General features: G+C 64.8%; 14 protein-coding genes and 1 tRNA gene. 13 read left to right on the top strand and 2 right to left on the bottom strand.

The features are described from left to right. The 13 genes from tuf to FOZ76_RS27300 all read left to right on the top strand — a co-directional run. A partial coding sequence (gene tuf / locus FOZ76_RS27360; protein WP_143949677.1) for an elongation factor Tu occupies window positions 1–1,179 on the top strand: 1,179 nt, incomplete at its 5' end. A 95-nt stretch (window positions 1,180–1,274) separates the two neighbouring features. Further along, a tRNA-Trp gene (locus FOZ76_RS27355) sits at window positions 1,275–1,350 on the top strand. Between the two features lie 43 nt (window positions 1,351–1,393). Then, window positions 1,394–1,774, top strand: coding sequence for a preprotein translocase subunit SecE (secE, locus tag FOZ76_RS27350; RefSeq protein WP_143951470.1), 381 nt, complete (start codon window positions 1,394–1,396; stop codon window positions 1,772–1,774). Window positions 1,775–1,793: 19 nt separating this feature from the next. After that, the gene (gene nusG, locus FOZ76_RS27345) at window positions 1,794–2,327 is read left to right on the top strand and encodes a transcription termination/antitermination protein NusG (RefSeq protein WP_143951469.1); all 534 of its coding nucleotides are present in this window, start codon (window positions 1,794–1,796) and stop codon (window positions 2,325–2,327) included. Window positions 2,328–2,432: 105 nt separating this feature from the next. Then, window positions 2,433–2,864 (top strand): 50S ribosomal protein L11, encoded by a 432-nt coding sequence (gene rplK / locus FOZ76_RS27340; protein WP_143951468.1) that lies wholly within the window; start codon window positions 2,433–2,435, stop codon window positions 2,862–2,864. 2 nt (window positions 2,865–2,866) lie between these two features. Next, window positions 2,867–3,577, top strand: a complete 711-nt coding sequence (rplA, locus tag FOZ76_RS27335) for a 50S ribosomal protein L1 (RefSeq protein ID WP_143951467.1) — start codon at window positions 2,867–2,869, stop codon at window positions 3,575–3,577. Window positions 3,578–3,809: 232 nt separating this feature from the next. Continuing rightward, window positions 3,810–4,334: a 50S ribosomal protein L10 gene (gene rplJ / locus FOZ76_RS27330; RefSeq protein WP_143951466.1), complete on the top strand. Its 525-nt coding sequence runs from the start codon at window positions 3,810–3,812 to the stop codon at window positions 4,332–4,334. Between the two features lie 69 nt (window positions 4,335–4,403). Beyond that, the gene (rplL, locus tag FOZ76_RS27325) at window positions 4,404–4,784 is read left to right on the top strand and encodes a 50S ribosomal protein L7/L12 (RefSeq protein WP_143951465.1); all 381 of its coding nucleotides are present in this window, start codon (window positions 4,404–4,406) and stop codon (window positions 4,782–4,784) included. A gap of 154 nt (window positions 4,785–4,938) precedes the next feature. Beyond that, window positions 4,939–9,045, top strand: coding sequence for a DNA-directed RNA polymerase subunit beta (rpoB, locus tag FOZ76_RS27320; RefSeq protein ID WP_143951464.1), 4,107 nt, complete (start codon window positions 4,939–4,941; stop codon window positions 9,043–9,045). A gap of 269 nt (window positions 9,046–9,314) precedes the next feature. Further along, entirely contained in the window at window positions 9,315–13,583 is a 4,269-nt protein-coding gene (gene rpoC, locus FOZ76_RS27315) for a DNA-directed RNA polymerase subunit beta' (RefSeq protein ID WP_143951463.1), read from the top strand. A 331-nt stretch (window positions 13,584–13,914) separates the two neighbouring features. Then, window positions 13,915–15,630: a gamma-glutamyltransferase family protein gene (locus FOZ76_RS27310; protein ID WP_143951462.1), complete on the top strand. Its 1,716-nt coding sequence runs from the start codon at window positions 13,915–13,917 to the stop codon at window positions 15,628–15,630. An 11-nt stretch (window positions 15,631–15,641) separates the two neighbouring features. Continuing rightward, window positions 15,642–15,971, top strand: coding sequence for a chorismate mutase (locus tag FOZ76_RS27305; protein ID WP_170235657.1), 330 nt, complete (start codon window positions 15,642–15,644; stop codon window positions 15,969–15,971). 19 nt (window positions 15,972–15,990) lie between these two features. Continuing rightward, window positions 15,991–16,968 (top strand): Bug family tripartite tricarboxylate transporter substrate binding protein, encoded by a 978-nt coding sequence (locus tag FOZ76_RS27300; protein ID WP_143951460.1) that lies wholly within the window; start codon window positions 15,991–15,993, stop codon window positions 16,966–16,968. Window positions 16,969–17,012: 44 nt separating this feature from the next. Here FOZ76_RS27300 and FOZ76_RS27295 read toward each other — a convergent pair whose 3' ends face one another. Next, on the bottom strand, window positions 17,013–17,627 hold the full coding sequence (locus tag FOZ76_RS27295; protein WP_170235656.1) for a TetR/AcrR family transcriptional regulator: 615 nt from the start codon (window positions 17,625–17,627) through the stop codon (window positions 17,013–17,015). A gap of 17 nt (window positions 17,628–17,644) precedes the next feature. Further along, the gene (locus tag FOZ76_RS27290) at window positions 17,645–18,625 is read right to left on the bottom strand and encodes a Glu/Leu/Phe/Val family dehydrogenase (RefSeq protein WP_246129806.1); all 981 of its coding nucleotides are present in this window, start codon (window positions 18,623–18,625) and stop codon (window positions 17,645–17,647) included. Between the last annotated feature and the right edge of the window lie 24 nt (window positions 18,626–18,649).

Genomic DNA, 18,649 nt, shown 5'->3' with positions numbered 1-18,649 from the left:
AAGTTTGAACGTACCAAGCCGCACGTGAACGTCGGCACGATCGGTCACGTCGATCACGGCAAGACCACGTTGACGGCAGCGATCACGACGGTTCTGTCGAAGGCATTCGGCGGCGAAGCCAAGGGCTACGACCAGATCGACGCGGCGCCCGAAGAAAAGGCGCGCGGCATCACGATCAACACCGCGCACGTCGAGTACGAAACGCAGAACCGTCACTACGCCCACGTCGACTGCCCGGGCCACGCTGACTACGTCAAGAACATGATCACGGGCGCCGCGCAGATGGACGGCGCGATCCTGGTGGTGTCGGCCGCTGACGGCCCGATGCCGCAGACGCGCGAGCACATCCTGCTCTCGCGCCAGGTGGGTGTTCCGTACATCATCGTGTTTCTGAACAAGGCTGACCTGGTCGACGACGAAGAGCTGCTCGAGCTGGTCGAGATGGAAGTTCGCGAGCTGCTGTCCAAGTACGACTTTCCGGGCGACGACACCCCGATCGTCAAGGGTTCGGCCCGTCTGGCGCTCGAAGGCGACGAAGGCCCGCTGGGCAAGCAAGCGATCATGCAACTGGCCGAAGCCCTGGACACGTACATCCCGACGCCCGAGCGCGCCGTGGACGGCACGTTCCTGATGCCCGTCGAAGACGTGTTCTCGATCTCGGGCCGCGGCACCGTGGTGACCGGGCGTATCGAGCGCGGCGTGGTCAAGGTCGGCGAGGAAATCGAAATCGTCGGCATCAAGCCCACGGTCAAGACCACCTGCACCGGCGTGGAAATGTTCCGCAAGCTGCTGGACCAGGGCCAGGCGGGCGACAACGTCGGCATCCTGCTGCGCGGCACCAAGCGCGAAGACGTCGAGCGCGGCCAGGTGCTGTGCAAGCCCGGTTCGATCAAGCCGCACACGAACTTCACGGCCGAGGTGTACATCCTGTCCAAGGAAGAAGGCGGGCGCCACACCCCGTTCTTCCAGGGCTATCGTCCGCAGTTCTACTTCCGTACGACGGACGTGACCGGCTCGATCGAACTGCCCAAGGACAAGGAAATGGTCCTGCCCGGTGACAACGTCTCGATCACCGTGCAACTGATCGCCCCGATCGCCATGGAAGAAGGCCTGCGCTTCGCCATCCGCGAAGGCGGCCGTACCGTCGGCGCCGGTGTCGTCGCGACGATCATCGCGTAAGCTGTACTATTAGTCGTAGCATCAAGAGCCGCCCGGCGTCACCGGGGCGGTTCCATCAGGAAAGGCACGCTGAGTGCCTTCCCTCCGAAGGTTCTAGGGGCATAGCTCAATTGGCAGAGCGTCGGTCTCCAAAACCGAAGGTTGGGGGTTCGATTCCCTCTGCCCCTGCCATCTTTCACCCGGTCGCCACTCGGCGACCGGGCTTGGTTGCATCATGTCGAATCCTGGGGTTCAAACCGTAAGCAGCGCCGCCGACCGCGTCAAGGTCGGGCTCGCCATCGCCGTTTTCATCGGCGGCCTGGTGAGTTTCTACGTGCTCGGCGCGCAGCCCATGATCGCGCGCGTTGGCGTGATCCTGCTGGGTATCGTGGTGGCGGTCGCCATCGCCTGGACCAGCGAGCCGGGCCGCCGCTTCGTCGGCTTCGCCCAGGATTCCTACAACGAAGTGCGCCGGGTGGTATGGCCCAGCCGCAAGGAAACCATCCAGATGACGGGCATCGTGTTTGCCTTCGTCGCGGTGATGGCCGTGTTCCTGTGGCTGACCGACAAGCTCATCGAGTGGCTCCTCTACGGACTTCTCCTGGGCTGGACTTGATACACCACGGATATACAACATGAGCAAGCGCTGGTACGTCGTACACGTTTATTCCGGAATGGAAAAAAGCGTGCAGAGAGCGCTCGCCGAGCGCATCGAGCGCGCCGGCCTGCAGACTGATTTCGGCCAGGTGCTGGTGCCGGTCGAGGAAGTGGTCGAAATGCGCGGTGGCCAGAAGGCCGTGACCGAGCGCCGCTTCTTCCCGGGCTATGTCCTGGTCGAGATGAACCTCACCGATGATACCTGGCACCTGGTGAAGAATACGCCTCGGGTGACCGGCTTCATCGGCGGCTCGGGCAACCGCCCCACCCCGATCTCCGACAAGGAAGTCGAGAAGATTCTCTCGCAGATGGAGCAAGGTGTCGAGAAACCTCGGCCCAAGATCCTCTTCGAAGTGGGTGAGATGGTTCGCGTCAAGGAAGGTCCTTTCACGGACTTCAACGGCAACGTCGAAGACGTCAACTACGAAAAGAGCAAGTTGCGCGTCTCCGTCACCATCTTCGGGCGCGCCACGCCCGTCGAGCTCGATTTCGGCCAGGTCGAGAAGACCTGAACGAACGAAGACTTGTTTTTTCGTTCGCAGCCTCCAACTGCGAACGTTCATCAACCGGGGAGCCTCGGCGCACACCGAGGCGTTTGAACCCATCTGGAGCAACGCATGGCGAAGAAAATCGTCGGCTTTATCAAGCTGCAAGTGCCGGCTGGTAAGGCGAACCCCTCTCCTCCCATCGGTCCGGCGCTCGGTCAGCGCGGCCTGAACATCATGGAATTCTGCAAGGCGTTCAACGCCAAGACCCAGGGCATGGAGCCCGGTCTGCCGATTCCGGTGGTGATCACCGCCTTCGCCGACAAGAGCTTCACCTTCGTGATGAAGACGCCGCCTGCGACGGTGCTCATCAAGAAGGCGGCCGGCATCAAGTCCGGTTCGGCCAAGCCGCACCTCGACAAGGTGGGCTCGCTCACCCGCGCCCAGGTCGAGGAGATCGCCAAGACCAAAGAACCCGACCTCACGGCTGCCGATCTCGACGCCGCCGTCCGCACCATCGCCGGCAGCGCCCGCAGCATGGGCATCACCGTGGAGGGCCTGTAATCATGGCTAAGCTCGGAAAGCGCCTCACCGCCCTGCGCGCCAAGATCGACCGCACCAAGCTGTACCCCGTGTCGGAAGCCCTGACCCTGGTCAAGGAAACCGCGACCGCCAAGTTCGACGAATCGATCGACGTGGCCGTCCAGCTCGGCATCGACCCCCGCAAGTCGGACCAGCTCGTGCGCGGCTCGGTGGTCCTGCCCGCCGGTACCGGCAAGTCCGTGCGCGTGGCCGTGTTCGCCCAGGGCGACAAGGCCGCTGCCGCCAAGGAAGCCGGTGCTGACATCGTCGGCATGGAAGACCTCGCCGAAAGCATCAAGGGCGGCAACCTCGACTTCGACGTCGTGATCGCCTCGCCCGACACCATGCGCGTCGTCGGCGCCCTGGGCCAGATCCTCGGCCCCCGTGGCCTGATGCCGAACCCGAAGGTCGGCACCGTGACCCCGGACGTCGCCCAGGCCGTGAGAAACGCCAAGGCCGGTCAGGTGCAGTACCGCACCGACAAGGCCGGCATCATCCACGCCACGATCGGCCGCGCTTCGTTCAACGTCGAGCAACTGCAGACCAACCTGGCTGCCCTGGTCGACGCCCTGAACAAGGCCCGTCCGACCACCAGCAAGGGCGTGTACATGCGCAAGCTCGCCGTGTCGTCCACGATGGGCGGCGGTGTGCGCGTGGATCAAGCTTCGCTGGCCGCTGCTGCGGCCCAGCAATAACAGACTTTGGGCCGTACCCGGGTCTTGCGTCCCGGGTATAGCTGTCAAAGACCGTTGGAGGAAACACCGCTGCTTCGGCGGTGCGACCTTAATACCGGCGCTGGCCGGATCCAACGCAGACGGCGGTCCCTAGAAGATTTCTTAAGCATTAAGAACTCGCTAGGTACGCCGCATTCGGTCGACGTCCCTGCCCTTCCCGGGCGGTGGCGTCTTTAGATGGAGTGTTCATACCGTGAGTCTCAATCGTCAAGAGAAAGCGGTGGTCGTCGAGGAAGTCGTGGCGCAGGTCGCCGGCGCCCAATCGATCGTGATCGCCGAATATCGGGGTTTGGACGTCGCCTCCGTCACCGAGCTGCGCAAGAAAGCACGCGAATCGGGCGTGTACCTGCGTGTTCTGAAGAACACGCTCGCACGCCGCGCCATCACCGGCACGGCGTTCGAAGGCCTCTCTGAGCAACTGGTCGGCCCGCTGATGTACGGCATCAGCACCGATCCGGTCGGCGCGGCGAAGGTCATGTCCGATTTCGCGAAAGCCAACGACAAACTGGTGTTGAAGGGCGGTTCGCTGCCCAACAGCGTGTTGAACCAGGAAGGCGTCAAGGCTCTCGCCTCGATGCCGTCTCGTGAAGAACTGCTCTCGAAGCTGCTGGGCACCATGCAAGCTCCGATCGCGCAGTTCGTGCGTACGCTCAACGAAGTTCCGACCAAGTTCGTGCGTGGCCTCGCGGCCGTGCGCGACCAGAAGGAAGCGGCCTGATCCAGGCCCACTTCGTCCGACAGCGACAACCAACCTGGCATTGAATAAATACCTGGAGTTCTTAAGAAAATGGCAATTAGCAAAGCTGAAATCCTTGACGCCATCGCTGGCATGACCGTGCTCGAACTGTCCGAGCTCATCAAGGAAATGGAAGAGAAGTTCGGCGTGTCGGCCGCCGCCGCCGCTGTGGCCGTGGCCGCTCCCGCCGCCGGCGGCGCTGCCCCCGCTGCTGAAGAGAAGACCGAGTTCGACGTGGTCCTCACCGAAACCGGCGCCAACAAGGTCAGCGTCATCAAGGTCGTTCGCGAACTGACCGGCCTGGGCCTGAAGGAAGCCAAGGACGCCGTCGACGGCGCGCCCAAGGCGATCAAGGAAGCGGTGTCGAAGGACGACGCCGAAGCCGCCAAGAAGAAGCTTGAAGAAGCCGGCGCCAAGGTCGAAATCAAGTAATTTCGCCGAGGCAAATACCCGGCGGCCGTGCGATTCGCGGCTGCCGGGTTTTTGTGTTTATGCAGCGGCTTGCCCGAGCCCCTGCATAAACGCAAAAGCAGTCATCCCCAAGGGGCCGCCGCCCGTGGCCCGCGCAACCTGAGTCGGAGTGCTCATGCCCTACTCGTTCACCGAAAAAAAGCGCATCCGCAAGAGCTTCGCCAAGCGCGAAGAAGTCCAGGAAGTTCCCTTTCTCCTGGCTACTCAGATCAAGTCCTATCTGAGCTTTCTGCAGTCCGATGTCCCGCCGCTCAAACGCGCGGAAGACGGTCTGCAAGCCGCCTTCACGTCCATTTTCCCGATCGTCAGCCACAACGGCATGGCGCGCCTGGAGTTCGTGAGCTACCAACTCGGCGAGCCGGTGTTCGACGTCAAGGAATGCCAGCAACGCGGCCTGACCTACGCCTCTCCGCTGCGCGCCAAGGTGCGCCTGGTGCTGCTCGACCGCGAGGCCAGCAAGCCCACCGTCAAGGAGATGAAGGAGCAGGAAGTCTACATGGGCGAGATCCCGCTCATGACGGCCACCGGCTCGTTCGTGATCAACGGCACCGAGCGCGTCATCGTATCGCAGTTGCACCGTTCGCCGGGGGTTTTCTTCGAACACGACCGCGGCAAGACGCACAGCTCGGGCAAGCTGCTGTTCTCGGCCCGCGTGATTCCCTACCGCGGCTCGTGGCTCGACTTCGAGTTCGACCCCAAGGACGTCCTGTTCTTCCGCGTGGACCGTCGCCGCAAGATGCCGGTCACGATCCTGCTCAAGGCCATCGGCCTGACCAACGAGGACATCCTCGAGCGCTATTTCCAGTTCGACACCTTCGCGCTGGAATCCGAAGGCGCGCGCCTGGCCTTCCTGCCCGAGCGCTGGAAGGGTGAGATGGCCCGCTTCGACATCCACGATCGCCAGGGCAAGCTGATCGTCGAAAAGGACAAGCGCATCAACGCCAAGCACCTGCGCGACCTGGGCAGCATCGAGCAGATCTCGGTGCCCGAGGACTTCCTGATCGGCCGTGCGCTCGCCAAGAACGTCATCGACAGCGAGACCGGCGAAGTCGTGGCCAACGCCAACGACGAGATCACCGAGTCGCTGCTCGCCAAGCTGCGCCAGGCCGGCGTCAAGGAAATCCAGACGCTCTACACGAACGACCTGGACCAGGGCCCGTACATCTCGCAGACCCTGCGCACGGACGAAACCGCCGACCAGACCGCCGCGCGCGTGGCGATCTACCGCATGATGCGCCCGGGCGAGCCGCCCACGGAAGAAGCCGTCGAGGCCCTGTTCCAGCGCCTGTTCTTCAACCCCGATGCGTACGACCTGTCGCGCGTCGGCCGGATGAAGGTCAACAGCCGTCTGGGCCGTGGCGACGATACCAGCGGCCCGATGACGCTCACGGAAGACGACATCCTGCAGACCATCCACGTGCTGGTCGAGCTGCGCAACGGCCGTGGCCAGATCGATGACATCGATCACCTGGGCAACCGCCGCGTGCGCTGCGTGGGCGAGCTGGCCGAGAACCAGTTCCGCGCCGGCCTCGTGCGCGTGGAGCGCGCCGTCAAGGAGCGCCTGGGCCAGGCCGAGACCGAGAACCTGATGCCGCACGACCTCATCAACTCCAAGCCGATTTCCGCGGCGATCAAGGAGTTCTTCGGGTCGAGCCAGCTCTCGCAGTTCATGGACCAGACCAACCCGCTGTCCGAGATCACGCACAAGCGCCGCGTCTCGGCCCTGGGCCCTGGCGGTCTGACCCGCGAGCGCGCCGGCTTCGAAGTGCGCGACGTGCATCCGACCCACTACGGCCGCGTCTGCCCGATCGAAACCCCGGAAGGCCCGAACATCGGCCTGATCAACTCGATGGCGCTGTACGCCCGCCTGAACGAGTACGGCTTCCTCGAGACGCCGTACCGCCGGGTCGTGGACGGTCGCGTCACCGACCAGATCGACTACCTGTCGGCCATCGAGGAAAGCCGCTACGTGATCGCCCAGGCGAACGCGGTGCTGGACGACGACTACCGCTTCGTGGACGACCTGGTGGCCTGCCGCGAGGCCGGCGAAACCATGCTGACCTCGGGCGACAACGTGCAGTACATGGACGTCGCGCCGTCGCAGATCGTGTCGGTGGCCGCCTCGCTGATCCCGTTCCTTGAGCACGACGACGCGAACCGCGCGCTGATGGGCTCGAACATGCAGCGCCAGGCCGTGCCCTGCCTGCGTCCGGAGAAGCCGCTGGTCGGCACCGGCATCGAGCGCACCGTGGCGGTCGACTCGGGCACCACCGTGCAGGCCCTGCGCGGCGGCGTGGTCGACTACGTCGATGCGAACCGGGTCGTGATCCGCGTCAACGACGAGGAGAACGAAGCCGGCCGGGTCGGTGTGGACATCTACAACCTCATCAAGTACACCCGCTCGAACCAGAACACGAACATCAACCAGCGCCCGATCGTGCGCCGTGGCGACCAGGTCGCCCGCGGCGACGTGCTGGCCGATGGCGCCTCGACCGACCTCGGCGAGCTCGCGCTCGGCCAGAACATGCTGGTCGCGTTCATGCCCTGGAACGGCTACAACTTCGAGGATTCGATCCTGATCTCCGAGCGCGTCGTCGCCGACGACCGCTACACCTCGATCCACATCGAGGAACTGACGGTCGTCGCCCGCGACACCAAGCTCGGTGCCGAGGAGATCACGCGCGACATCAGCAACCTCGCGGAAACCCAGCTCAACCGCCTGGACGAATCCGGCATCGTGTACATCGGCGCCGAAGTGCAGGCCGGCGACACTCTGGTCGGCAAGGTCACGCCCAAGGGCGAGACTCAATTGACCCCGGAAGAAAAGCTGCTGCGCGCGATCTTCGGCGAGAAGGCGTCGGACGTGAAGGACACCTCGCTGCGCGTGCCCTCGGGCATGACCGGCACGGTGATCGACGTGCACGTCTTCACCCGCGAAGGCATCGAACGCGACAAGCGCGCCCAGTCCATCATCGACGATGAACTCAAGCGCTATCGCCAGGACCTGAACGACCAGTTGCGCATCGTCGAGAACGATACCTTCGACCGGATCGAGAAGACCCTGATCGGCAAGATCGTGAACGGCGGCCCGCGCAAGCTCGCCAAGGGCGCGGCGATCACCGCCGAGTACCTGGAGGACCTGGACCGCTGGCAGTGGTTCGACATCCGCCTGGCCGACGAAGGCGGTGCGCTCGCCCTCGAGCAGGCCAAGGAGTCGATCGAGGCCAAGCGCCACCAGTTCGACCTCGCCTACGAAGAGAAGCGCAAGAAGCTCACGCAGGGCGACGAACTGCCCCCGGGCGTGCTGAAGATGGTCAAGGTGTATCTGGCCGTCAAGCGCCGCCTGCAGCCCGGCGACAAGATGGCCGGCCGCCACGGCAACAAGGGTGTGGTCTCGCGCATCGTGCCGGTCGAGGACATGCCCTACATGGCCGACGGCGTGACCGCCGACATCGTGCTCAACCCGCTGGGCGTGCCCTCGCGGATGAACGTGGGCCAGGTGCTGGAAGTCCACCTGGGCTGGGCCGCCAAGGGCATCGGCTATCGCGTGAGCGAGATGCTGCAGGCCGAGCGCAAGGTCGAAGTGGCCAAGCTGCGTGCATTCCTGGGCGAGCTGTACAACACCACGGGTTCGCAGGCGCGCCTGGAGGAACTGAGCGAGGACGACATCGTCGAACTCGCGCAGAACCTGAAAAAGGGCATGCCTTTTGCTACTCCGGTGTTCGACGGCGCCGCCGAAGCCGAGATCCGCAAGATGCTGGATCTGGCCTACCCGGATGAAATCGCCGAGCGCCTGGGCCTGGCCAGCGGCAAGACCCAGACCCGCCTGTACGATGGTCGTACCGGCGAAGCCTTCGAGCGTCCGGTCACCGTGGGCTACATGCACATGCTCAAGCTGCACCACTTGGTGGATGACAAGATGCACGCGCGTTCCACGGGCCCGTACTCGCTGGTCACCCAGCAGCCGCTGGGCGGCAAGGCGCAGTTCGGCGGCCAGCGTTTCGGGGAAATGGAAGTTTGGGCGCTGGAAGCCTACGGCGCCTCCTACACCCTGCAGGAAATGCTCACGGTCAAGTCGGACGACATCACCGGCCGGACCAAAGTCTACGAGAACATCGTCAAGGGCGACCACGTCATCGACGCCGGCATGCCCGAATCCTTCAACGTCCTGGTCAAGGAAATCCGCTCGCTCGGCCTGGACATGGACCTCGAACGCATATGAGGGCTCCCCCCTACGCGCTGACGCGCGCCGCCTCAAGGAAACGCCGGGCCGCCCCACGTTTCCTTGACCCCCTCGGGGGGCGGGCCGGGCTCAGCCCGGCCCTGGGGGCGCCCCAGCAGGCGGTGCTGGCGGACCGGCAAAGCCGGCTCCGCGGCACCCTGGAGGGGGATAGCGGATCACGGAATCGAACGGCGCATCGCGCAGGCCCGCATCGTGCAGTGCGCCGAACCGGCCCAGCAGCCGGAAATACATACCGGAGTATGTAAGCTATGAAAGCTTTGCTCGACCTTTTCAAGCAAGTCACGCAGGACGAACAGTTCGACGCCATCCGCGTCGGCCTGGCTTCGCCCGAGAAAGTGCGTTCCTGGTCGTTCGGCGAGGTCAAGAAGCCTGAAACCATCAACTACCGCACGTTCAAGCCGGAACGCGACGGTCTATTCTGCGCCAAGATCTTCGGGCCCATCAAGGACTACGAGTGCCTGTGCGGCAAGTACAAGCGCCTGAAGCATCGCGGCGTGATCTGCGAGAAGTGCGGCGTCGAAGTCACGCAGGCCAAGGTGCGCCGCGAGCGTATGGGCCACATCGAACTGGCCAGCCCGGTCGCGCACATCTGGTTCCTGAAGTCCCTGCCCTCGCGCCTGGGCATGGTGCTCGACATGACGCTGCGCGACATCGAGCGCGTGCTGTACTTCGAGGCCTACTGCGTGATCGAGCCGGGCATGACGCCGTTGAAGCGCGGCCAGATCATGACCGAGGACGACTTCCTCGCCAAGACCGAGGAATACGGTGACGACTTCCGCGCGCTGATGGGCGCCGAGGCCGTGCGCGAACTGCTGCGCACGATCGACATCGACCGTTCGGTCGAACAACTGCGCAACGAACTGCAGTCCACGGGTTCGGACGCCAAGATCAAGAAGCTGTCCAAGCGCCTGAAGGTGCTCGAGGGCTTCCAGAAGTCCGGCATCCGCCCCGACTGGATGATCATGGAAGTGCTGCCGGTGCTGCCGCCGGAGCTGCGTCCGCTCGTCCCGCTGGACGGCGGGCGCTTCGCCACGTCCGATCTGAACGACCTGTACCGCCGCGTCATCAACCGCAACAACCGCCTGAAGCGGCTGCTCGAGTTGAAGGCGCCGGAAATCATCGTGCGCAACGAAAAGCGCATGCTGCAGGAAGCCGTCGACTCGCTGCTCGACAACGGCCGCCGCGGCAAGGCCATGACCGGCGCCAACAAGCGTCCGTTGAAGTCGCTCGCGGACATGATCAAGGGCAAGGGCGGGCGCTTCCGTCAGAACCTGCTCGGCAAGCGCGTGGACTACTCGGGCCGTTCGGTCATCGTGGTGGGCCCCCAGCTCAAGCTGCACCAGTGCGGCCTGCCCAAGCTGATGGCGCTGGAGCTCTTCAAGCCCTTCATCTTCAATCGACTGGAGATGATGGGCCTGGCCACGACCATCAAGCAGGCCCGCAAGCTGGTCGACAGCCACGAGCCGGTGGTGTGGGACATCCTCGAAGAGGTGATCCGCGAGCACCCGGTCATGCTCAACCGTGCGCCTACGCTGCACCGCCTGGGCATCCAGGCGTTCGAGCCGGTGCTGATCGAAGGCAAGGCGATCCAGCTTCACCCGCTGGTCTGCGCGGCGTTCAACGCCGACTTCGACGGCGACCAGATGGCCGTGCACGTCCCGCTGTCGCTGGAAGCGCAGATGGAAGCCCGCACCCTGATGCTGGCCTCCAACAACGTGCTGTTCCCGGCCAACGGCGAACCGTCCATCGTGCCCTCGCAGGATATCGTGCTGGGCCTGTACTACACGACCCGCGAGAAGGTGAACGGCAAGGGCGAAGGCATGTTCTTCCAGAACGTGTCGGAAGTCCTGCGCGCCTACGAGAACGGCCAGGTCGAGCTGCAATCGCGCGTCACCGTGCGCCTGCCGGTCTACGACAAGCAGGAAGACGGCAGCTTCACCTCGCACATCGAGCGCTTCGAGACCACCGTCGGCCGCGCCATCCTGTCCGAGATCCTGCCCCAGGGCCTGCCCTTCTCGGTGCTGAACAAGGCACTCAAGAAGAAGGAAATCTCGCGCCTGATCAACCAGTCGTTCCGCCGCTGCGGCCTGCGCGACACGGTGATCTTCGCCGACAAGCTGATGCAGTCGGGTTTCCGCCTGGCCACCCGCGGCGGCATCTCGATCAGCATGAACGACATGCTGATCCCGGACGCCAAGGAGAAGATCCTGGCCGAGGCCAGCGCCGAGGTGAAGGAAATCGACAAGCAGTACTCGTCGGGCCTGGTCACCTCCCAGGAACGCTACAACAACGTCGTGGACATCTGGGGCAAGGCGGGCGATCGCGTCGGCAAGGCGATGATGGAGCAGCTCGCGACCGAGCCGGTCACCGACCGCCACGGCAACGAGACGCGCCAGGAATCGTTCAACTCGATCTACATGATGGCCGACTCGGGCGCCCGGGGTTCGGCCGCCCAGATCCGCCAGCTCGCCGGCATGCGCGGCCTGATGGCCAAGCCGGACGGCTCGATCATCGAGACGCCCATTACCGCGAACTTCCGCGAAGGCCTGAACGTACTGCAGTACTTCATCTCCACCCACGGCGCCCGTAAGGGCCTGGCCGATACGGCGTTGAAGACCGCGAACTCGGGCTACCTAACCCGCCGTCTGGTCGACGTGACGCAGGATCTGGTCATCACCGAGGACGACTGCAAGACCTCGCGCGGCTTCCCGATGAAGGCGCTGCTCGAGGGCGGCGAAGTCATCGAGCCGCTGCGCGACCGCATCCTGGGCCGCGTGCCGGCCAACGACATCGTCGACCCGGACACCCAGGAAACCGTCATCGAGAAGGGCACCCTGCTCGACGAGGACGCGGTGGACCTGATCGACCGCCTGGGCATCGACGAAGTGCTGGTGCGCACCCCGCTGACCTGCGAAACCCGGCATGGCCTGTGCGCGCGCTGCTACGGCCGCGACCTGGGCCGCGGCCACCTGGTCAACGTCGGCGAAGCGGTCGGCGTCATCGCCGCCCAGTCGATCGGCGAACCGGGCACGCAGCTCACGATGCGTACCTTCCACATCGGCGGCGCGGCTTCGCGCGCGGCCCTGGTGTCGGCGGTGGAAACCAAGTCGAACGGTACGGCGCGCTTTGCCAGCACCATGCGCTACGTGACCAACACCCGTGGCGAGCAGATCGCGATCTCCCGCTCGGGCGAAGTCATCATCGTCGACGAGAGCGGCCGCGAGCGCGAGCGCCACAAGGTGCCGTACGGCGCGACCCTGCTCGCCGGCGACGGCGAGCCTGTCAAGGCGGGCTCGCAGCTCGCCACCTGGGACCCGCTGACCCGTCCGATCGTCAGCGAGTACGCCGGCACGATCCGCTTCGAGAACATCGAGGAAGGCGTGACGGTGGCCCGCCAGATGGACGAAGTCACCGGTCTGTCGACCCTGGTCGCGATCACGCCCAAGACGCGTGGTACGACCAAGCAGACGCTGCGTCCGCAGGTCAAGCTCATCAACGAGCAGGGCCAGGAAGTCAAGATCGCCGGCACGGACCATCCGGTCAGCATCTCCTTCCCGGTCGGCGCGCTGATCACCGTGCGCGACACTCAGCAGGTCGGCGTCGGCGAAGTGCTGGCGCGCATTCCGCAGGAATCGCAGAAGACCCGCGACATCACGGGCGGTCTGCCGCGCGTGGCCGAGCTGTTCGAAGCCCGTTCGCCCAAGGATGCCGGCATGCTGGCCGAAGTCACGGGTACGGTCTCGTTCGGCAAGGACACCAAGGGCAAGCAGCGCCTGGTCATCACCGACTTCGACGGTCAGAGCCACGAGTTCCTGATCCCGAAGGAAAAGCAGGTGCTGGTGCACGACGGCCAGGTGGTCAACAAGGGCGAGTTCATCGTCGACGGCCCGGCCGATCCGCACGACATCCTGCGCTTGCAGGGTATCGAGCGTCTGGCCACCTACATCGTCGACGAGGTGCAGGACGTCTACCGTCTGCAGGGCGTGAAGATCAACGACAAGCACATCGAAGTGATCGTGCGTCAGATGCTGCGCCGCGTGCAGATCGTCGATGCCGGCGATACCTCGTTCATCCCGGGCGAGCAGGTCGAGCGCTCCGAGATGCTCAACGAGAACGATCGCATGAACGCGGACGACAAGCGTCCGTCGACCTACGACAACGTGCTCCTGGGCATCACCAAGGCCTCGCTGTCGACGGATTCGTTCATCTCCGCGGCCTCGTTCCAGGAAACCACCCGCGTGCTGACCGAAGCCGCGATCATGGGCAAGCGCGACGACCTGCGCGGGCTGAAGGAAAACGTCATCGTCGGCCGCCTGATCCCGGCCGGCACCGGCATGGCGTACCACGAGGCCCGCAAGGAGAAGGAACTGTTCGAAGTGGCGCAGCGCGCCGCGGCCCAGGCCGAGGCCAATCCGTTCATGGATCCGGTCACGGTGGATGCCGCTCCGGCATCCGACGAGCAGCCTTCCGGCGACGTGCCGGCGGCCGGCGAAACGTCCGGTAGCAGCGACGAGTAAGCCAAGGCACGGCTGGCCCCGGGGACACTCCCCCGGCCCAGCAAGGCCATGAACCCGGTTGCCCGCGAGGGCACCGGGTTTTTTTTCGCCGTATTTTGCCTGGCCGCGGATGGTGGAACGAAAGCCCCCGGGGTAGCGGGGCAGCCCCGTGCCCGCTTGCATAGCCTCGGGGACAGACCCAAGAAATACACCCATGAATAAACGCCCGGATCGTAACGAACGGGCTGAATGTCCGTTTTCCGCAAGGTTTCTGCGCCGGATGTTTGCACTATTTGAGGCCGAGTAGAATAATCAAAAAAATACAATACTGTATCTTTTGAGGAAGACATCCATGTCTGTCGATAGCATAGGCAACGCCCTGACTCAACGCACAGTGTCGGCATCCGGCGCCGCGCTAAGCCGGCCGTTGATCACCGGCACCCGTCACGCGGTCTGCGCCGGCCACCCCTTGGCGGCACAAGCCGCCTTTCGCATCCTGGAGGCCGGCGGCAACGCCGTCGATGCAGGCGCGGCGGCCGGCATGGTGCTGTCGGTGGTGCAAAGCGACGTGGTCAATTTCGCTGGCGTGGCACCCATGCTCGTCTATAGCGCACAGACCCGTACCGTGCGCGAAATTGCCGGGCTGGGCTACTGGCCGAAGTCGATGGCACCCAATTACTTCGCAAAACACCACGGCGGCACCATTCCACACGGCGTGTTGCGCACCGTGATTCCGGCAGCGCCCGATGCGTGGATCACCGCACTGGCCGAGTTCGGCACCATGACCTTCTCCGAGGTCGCGGACGAAGCGATCCGCCTTGCCCGTGACGGCTTCATCATGTATCCGCTGATGTCGGACATCATCTCGGCATTCGAGGCCGAGTACGCACGCTGGCCATCGAATGCGCAGATCTATCTGCCCGATGGCCGCCCGCCAAAACCGGGAGAGTTGTTCGTACAGCGCGATCTGGCCAGGACGATTCAGTACATGGCGCACGCCGAACGGGCGGCCGGCGGCAGCCGGGTCAAAGGCCTGCGCGCCGCACGAGACGCTTTCTACAAGGGCGACATTGCCGCAGCCATCCTCAAGTACCACCGCGAGAACGGCGGCCTGCTCACGGCGGAAGATCTGGATGGCTATCACACACCGGTCGGCGATCCGGTCCGTGCCGCTTTCGACGGGTACGACATCTACACCGCCCAGCCCTGGTGCCAAGGCCCCTGCCTCGTAGAAATGCTCAGAATCGCCGACGCACTTCGGGTCGGCGAGCAGGCCCACAACTGCGTTGCCTACATCCACTTGCTCGCCGAAGCCATGAAAGCGGCGTTCGTCGATCGTCATCGATACTTCGGCGACCCCGCGCATGTGCACGTGCCGCTGGACGACTTGTTGTCCGCCGAACACGCGAGCCGGCGCGCGCGGGCGATCAGTGCGGAGCGTGCAACCGAGCCGTGGACCGAGGCAGGCACGGAATCCATCGCGCTCGACACCTCGTATGTCTGCGTGGTCGACCGGCACGGCAACGCGATCTCGGCGACCCCCAGCGACGTATCCATGGACACCCCGGTCATCCCCGGCACCGGAATCTGCCCATCGTCTCGCGGCTCGCAATCGTGGGCCGATCCCGCGCAGGCATCCAGCGTCGCGCCGGGCAAACGACCACGGCTGACGCCCAGCCCCGCGATGGCGATATTCAGCGACGGCACGCTCATGCCTTTGGGCACGCCCGGCGGCGACGTGCAGCTTCAGGCGATGGCGCAGGTGCTCCTGAACATCACGGCCTTCGGCATGGATCCACAGCAAGCCGTGGATGCGCCGCGCTTCGCCACATACGACTTCCCGGATTCGTTCGAACCTCATGCGAGCCTACCCGGGCGGCTCACCGTCGAGGCCGATATCGGGCAGGAGACCATAGACGCGCTCAAGTCGCTCGGGCACGACGCCCTGCCCTGGCCCGAGCGCACGTGGCGGGCCGGCGCCGTGTGCCTGATCCAGCACGATCCGAACCGCGCCGTACAGCTTGCCGCGGCCGACCCCCGGCGCCCGAGCTACGCCATCGCGCGATGAGCAAGCCAGCCATGCACAACGACGAGCGCCCCGCCGTCGAACGCACGCTGGACGCCGTGCGCAGGGACGTCGCAGAGATCGATCGGCAGATCATCGCGGGCTTGGCAACGCGTGAACGTCTGGCGGCCGAAGCCGTTCGGTTCAAGCGCTCGGCCGCCGATATCACGGACTTGCCGCTGCGCGCGAATCTGTTGGCGCGCATCGACCGGCAAGCCGCTGACGCGGGTGTATCGCGCGCGCTCGCGCACGCCGTCTACAACGCCATTCTCGACGTCAGCATTCCCCGACAGTTAGAACTCTTCGCCAACCGCCACGTCGAGCCCACCTCCGAGCGCGACTAGCCCCCCTCCTGGAGCTTGCATGATCTCGAGAAGAACTGCCCTGAAATCGCTGGCCGCCGCTACGCTGGCCCCGATCAGCTTTACAGCGCCAGGGGCGGAAACGTATCCGTCCCGCCCGGTGCGCATCATTGTTCCGTACGCCGTCGGGACCGCCACCGACAGCACATCGCGCTTGCTTGCGGAGGGTCTCGCCAAGACCTGGAACGTACCGGTGACCGTCGAGAACATTGCGGCGGCCAGCGGCATCGTCGGCACATCGACCGTCGCGAAATTGCCTGGAGACGGCTATTCGCTGGTGATGGTGGCGGCCAATCACGTGATCAATCCGCATCTCTACCGCGACCTGCCTTTCGACCCGCTGCGGGACTTCACTCCGATCTGCATGGTGGCGCAGACGCAGCTCGCGATCGTCGTCAACGCCCAATCGGACATCGTCGACCTGAAAGGCCTGATCGCCGCTGCTCGCAGCAACCCGGGACGCCTGAACTATGGCTCGGCCGGCAACGGCAGCGTTGGCCAACTGGTGATGGAGCAAATCAAACAGGCGAGCAACACGTCCATCGTGCACATACCCTATCGCGGACAGAACCAGGCGCTCACCGACCTCGCGGGCGGGCAGGTGGATGTGGCGGTGCCCGCTCTCGCGGCGGTCGAGCCACTGCTACGCAGCGGCCGGCTACGTGCGATAGCGGTGACCGGCACACAGCGCATGAGGCTCTTTCCGGACATCCCCACTATCGAAGAACAGATCGGCACGCCGATCGAGGGACTTGCCTGGTGGGGATTGCTGGGCCCCAAGGGAATACCCGCCGATATCGTCGAACTCATCGGGTCCGCGGTGCGGGAACAACTGCGCGTGCCGGCCATGCTCGAGCAAATGCGCACATTGAGCGCCGAAGTGCTCGCCAACTCGGCCCAGGAAATGGAAGACATGATGCGCGCCGACCTGGCGAAGGTCGGCCAGGTGGTCACCGCCGCCAACATCAAAATGGATTGATCCGCGCGAGCGATCCGAGCACGTTCAGGCGCTCCCGGGCGTGCTCAGGTCGTCTTCGTCTTGCCGGACAGGACGGCTTTCGCTTTGGCCGGCAGGAGCTCAGGCCCGAGGAATATCTGCATATACACCGGCATGAGCCGTTTTCGCTCGGATACGGATTGCTTGACCCCCATCGAGTAGTAGCCGATCTGATGGTAGTAGTACACCCGGGCCCTGACTGCGGCCTCTTCCGCGGTGCACCCCATCGCGACGAAAAGCCGCTCGAGCCCTTCCAACCGCTTGCCATCGACCCGTTCGACCGCCCAGGCCGCGCGCTTGTCGTTGCGCGCCCAGTCCCGCACGGCCAGGTCATACTTGGGGTCGAACCCGTCCTCCGTGATCAGCCTCTCGCTCACGCGCTCGAGCATCACCGCCGCCTCGGCGGCAGACTTCGGGATGGGGCCTTCCAACAAGAAAAGATTCTCGCTTTCCCATCGCGCCAAGAGCTGCTCGAGCAGCTCGCCGCGGTCCTGGAAGTGCTTGTAGAAGCCCCCACGGGTCACGCCCAGACGCTGTGCCAGGCGGTCGACCTTGACACCGTGCACGCCCTCTTCTATCAGCGCCTTGCGGGCGGTCTCCACCCAGGTGGCCGGCGAGGTTTTCGGGACGAGATTTGCCATGCGTGAAATCTTATCATCTAGCCCACCAACGCCTCGGCCCATTGCTGAGCGACACGAAACGGGGCCTGCCCCCCGGAGCGTTCCAGCAATTCGGCCACGCGCTGGCGAATCATCCCGATCTCGCGCATCACCTCAGCCTCATCGCCGGTACCCAGATACTCCCGGGCGGCGCTGATGATACCGCCCGCATTGACCAGAAAGTCCGGCAGGTACAGCACGCCTCGCGCGTGCAGCGCGTCGCCGTCGGCCGGCGTCAGCAACTGATTGTTGGATGCCCCCACGACGATGGCCGCGGCAACGCGCGGCACGCTCGAAGCGTTCAGCACCCCGCCCAGCGCGCAGGGCGCCAGCACGTCGCAAGGCGTCGCCAGGATCTGATCCGAGTCCACCGGCATGGCCGCGAAGGTCGACTGCGCGTAGCGCACGCGATCCTGATCGAGATCCGACACCTTGAGCCGGGCACCCGCGGCATGCAGATGCCGGCACAGCGCCATCCCGACGGAGCCCAGTCCCTGCACGGCCACGGTCACACCGTCGAGCGGGCGCTTCATGACGTGCCGCACCGCTTCGTCGATGGCGAGAAACACCCCCCATGCGGTCTTGGGCGAGGGGTCTCCGCCAAAAGAGCCATCGCGCGGGATGCCGCTGACGAACGCCGTATTGCGCTGCACCGCCCTCATGTCGTCGGTGGTGCTGCCGACGTCCTCCGCCGTGATGTAGCGCCCCCCCAGCATATCGACCCGCTTGCCGAACGCCTGGAACAACGACGCGCGCTCCGGCGTCTCGACCGGCTTGAGAATGACGGCCTTGCCGCCGCCGAACGGCAGGCCGGCCAGGGCATTCTTCAGGCTCATGCCATGCGAGAGCCGCAGCGCATCGCGCAGCGCATCAGCGTCCGACGCGTAGCTCCACACCCGGCACCCGCCGAATGCCGGCCCTCTCGCGGTACTGTGAATGGCAATGATCGTGCGCAGCCCGGAGCCGGCGTCGCAGAACATGGAAACCTGCTCGTGCGGCGGTTC

Origin of the sequence: Verticiella sediminum, from assembly GCF_007558815.1 — a bacterium.
GTDB lineage: Bacteria > Pseudomonadota > Gammaproteobacteria > Burkholderiales > Burkholderiaceae_B > Verticiella > Verticiella sediminum.
This window is presented reverse-complemented; position numbering and strand designations above follow the sequence as displayed.

Coding starts and splice junctions, on each gene's coding strand:
- secE (WP_143951470.1), top strand. CDS start 1,394: ATGTCGAATCCTGGGGTTCAAACCGTAAGCAGCGCCGCCGACCGCGTC.
- nusG (WP_143951469.1), top strand. CDS start 1,794: ATGAGCAAGCGCTGGTACGTCGTACACGTTTATTCCGGAATGGAAAAA.
- rplK (WP_143951468.1), top strand. CDS start 2,433: ATGGCGAAGAAAATCGTCGGCTTTATCAAGCTGCAAGTGCCGGCTGGT.
- rplA (WP_143951467.1), top strand. CDS start 2,867: ATGGCTAAGCTCGGAAAGCGCCTCACCGCCCTGCGCGCCAAGATCGAC.
- rplL (WP_143951465.1), top strand. CDS start 4,404: ATGGCAATTAGCAAAGCTGAAATCCTTGACGCCATCGCTGGCATGACC.
- rpoB (WP_143951464.1), top strand. CDS start 4,939: ATGCCCTACTCGTTCACCGAAAAAAAGCGCATCCGCAAGAGCTTCGCC.
- rpoC (WP_143951463.1), top strand. CDS start 9,315: ATGAAAGCTTTGCTCGACCTTTTCAAGCAAGTCACGCAGGACGAACAG.
- FOZ76_RS27310 (WP_143951462.1), top strand. CDS start 13,915: ATGTCTGTCGATAGCATAGGCAACGCCCTGACTCAACGCACAGTGTCG.
- FOZ76_RS27305 (WP_170235657.1), top strand. CDS start 15,642: ATGCACAACGACGAGCGCCCCGCCGTCGAACGCACGCTGGACGCCGTG.
- FOZ76_RS27300 (WP_143951460.1), top strand. CDS start 15,991: ATGATCTCGAGAAGAACTGCCCTGAAATCGCTGGCCGCCGCTACGCTG.
- FOZ76_RS27295 (WP_170235656.1), bottom strand. CDS start 17,627: ATGGCAAATCTCGTCCCGAAAACCTCGCCGGCCACCTGGGTGGAGACC.
- FOZ76_RS27290 (WP_246129806.1), bottom strand. CDS start 18,625: ATGTTCTGCGACGCCGGCTCCGGGCTGCGCACGATCATTGCCATTCAC.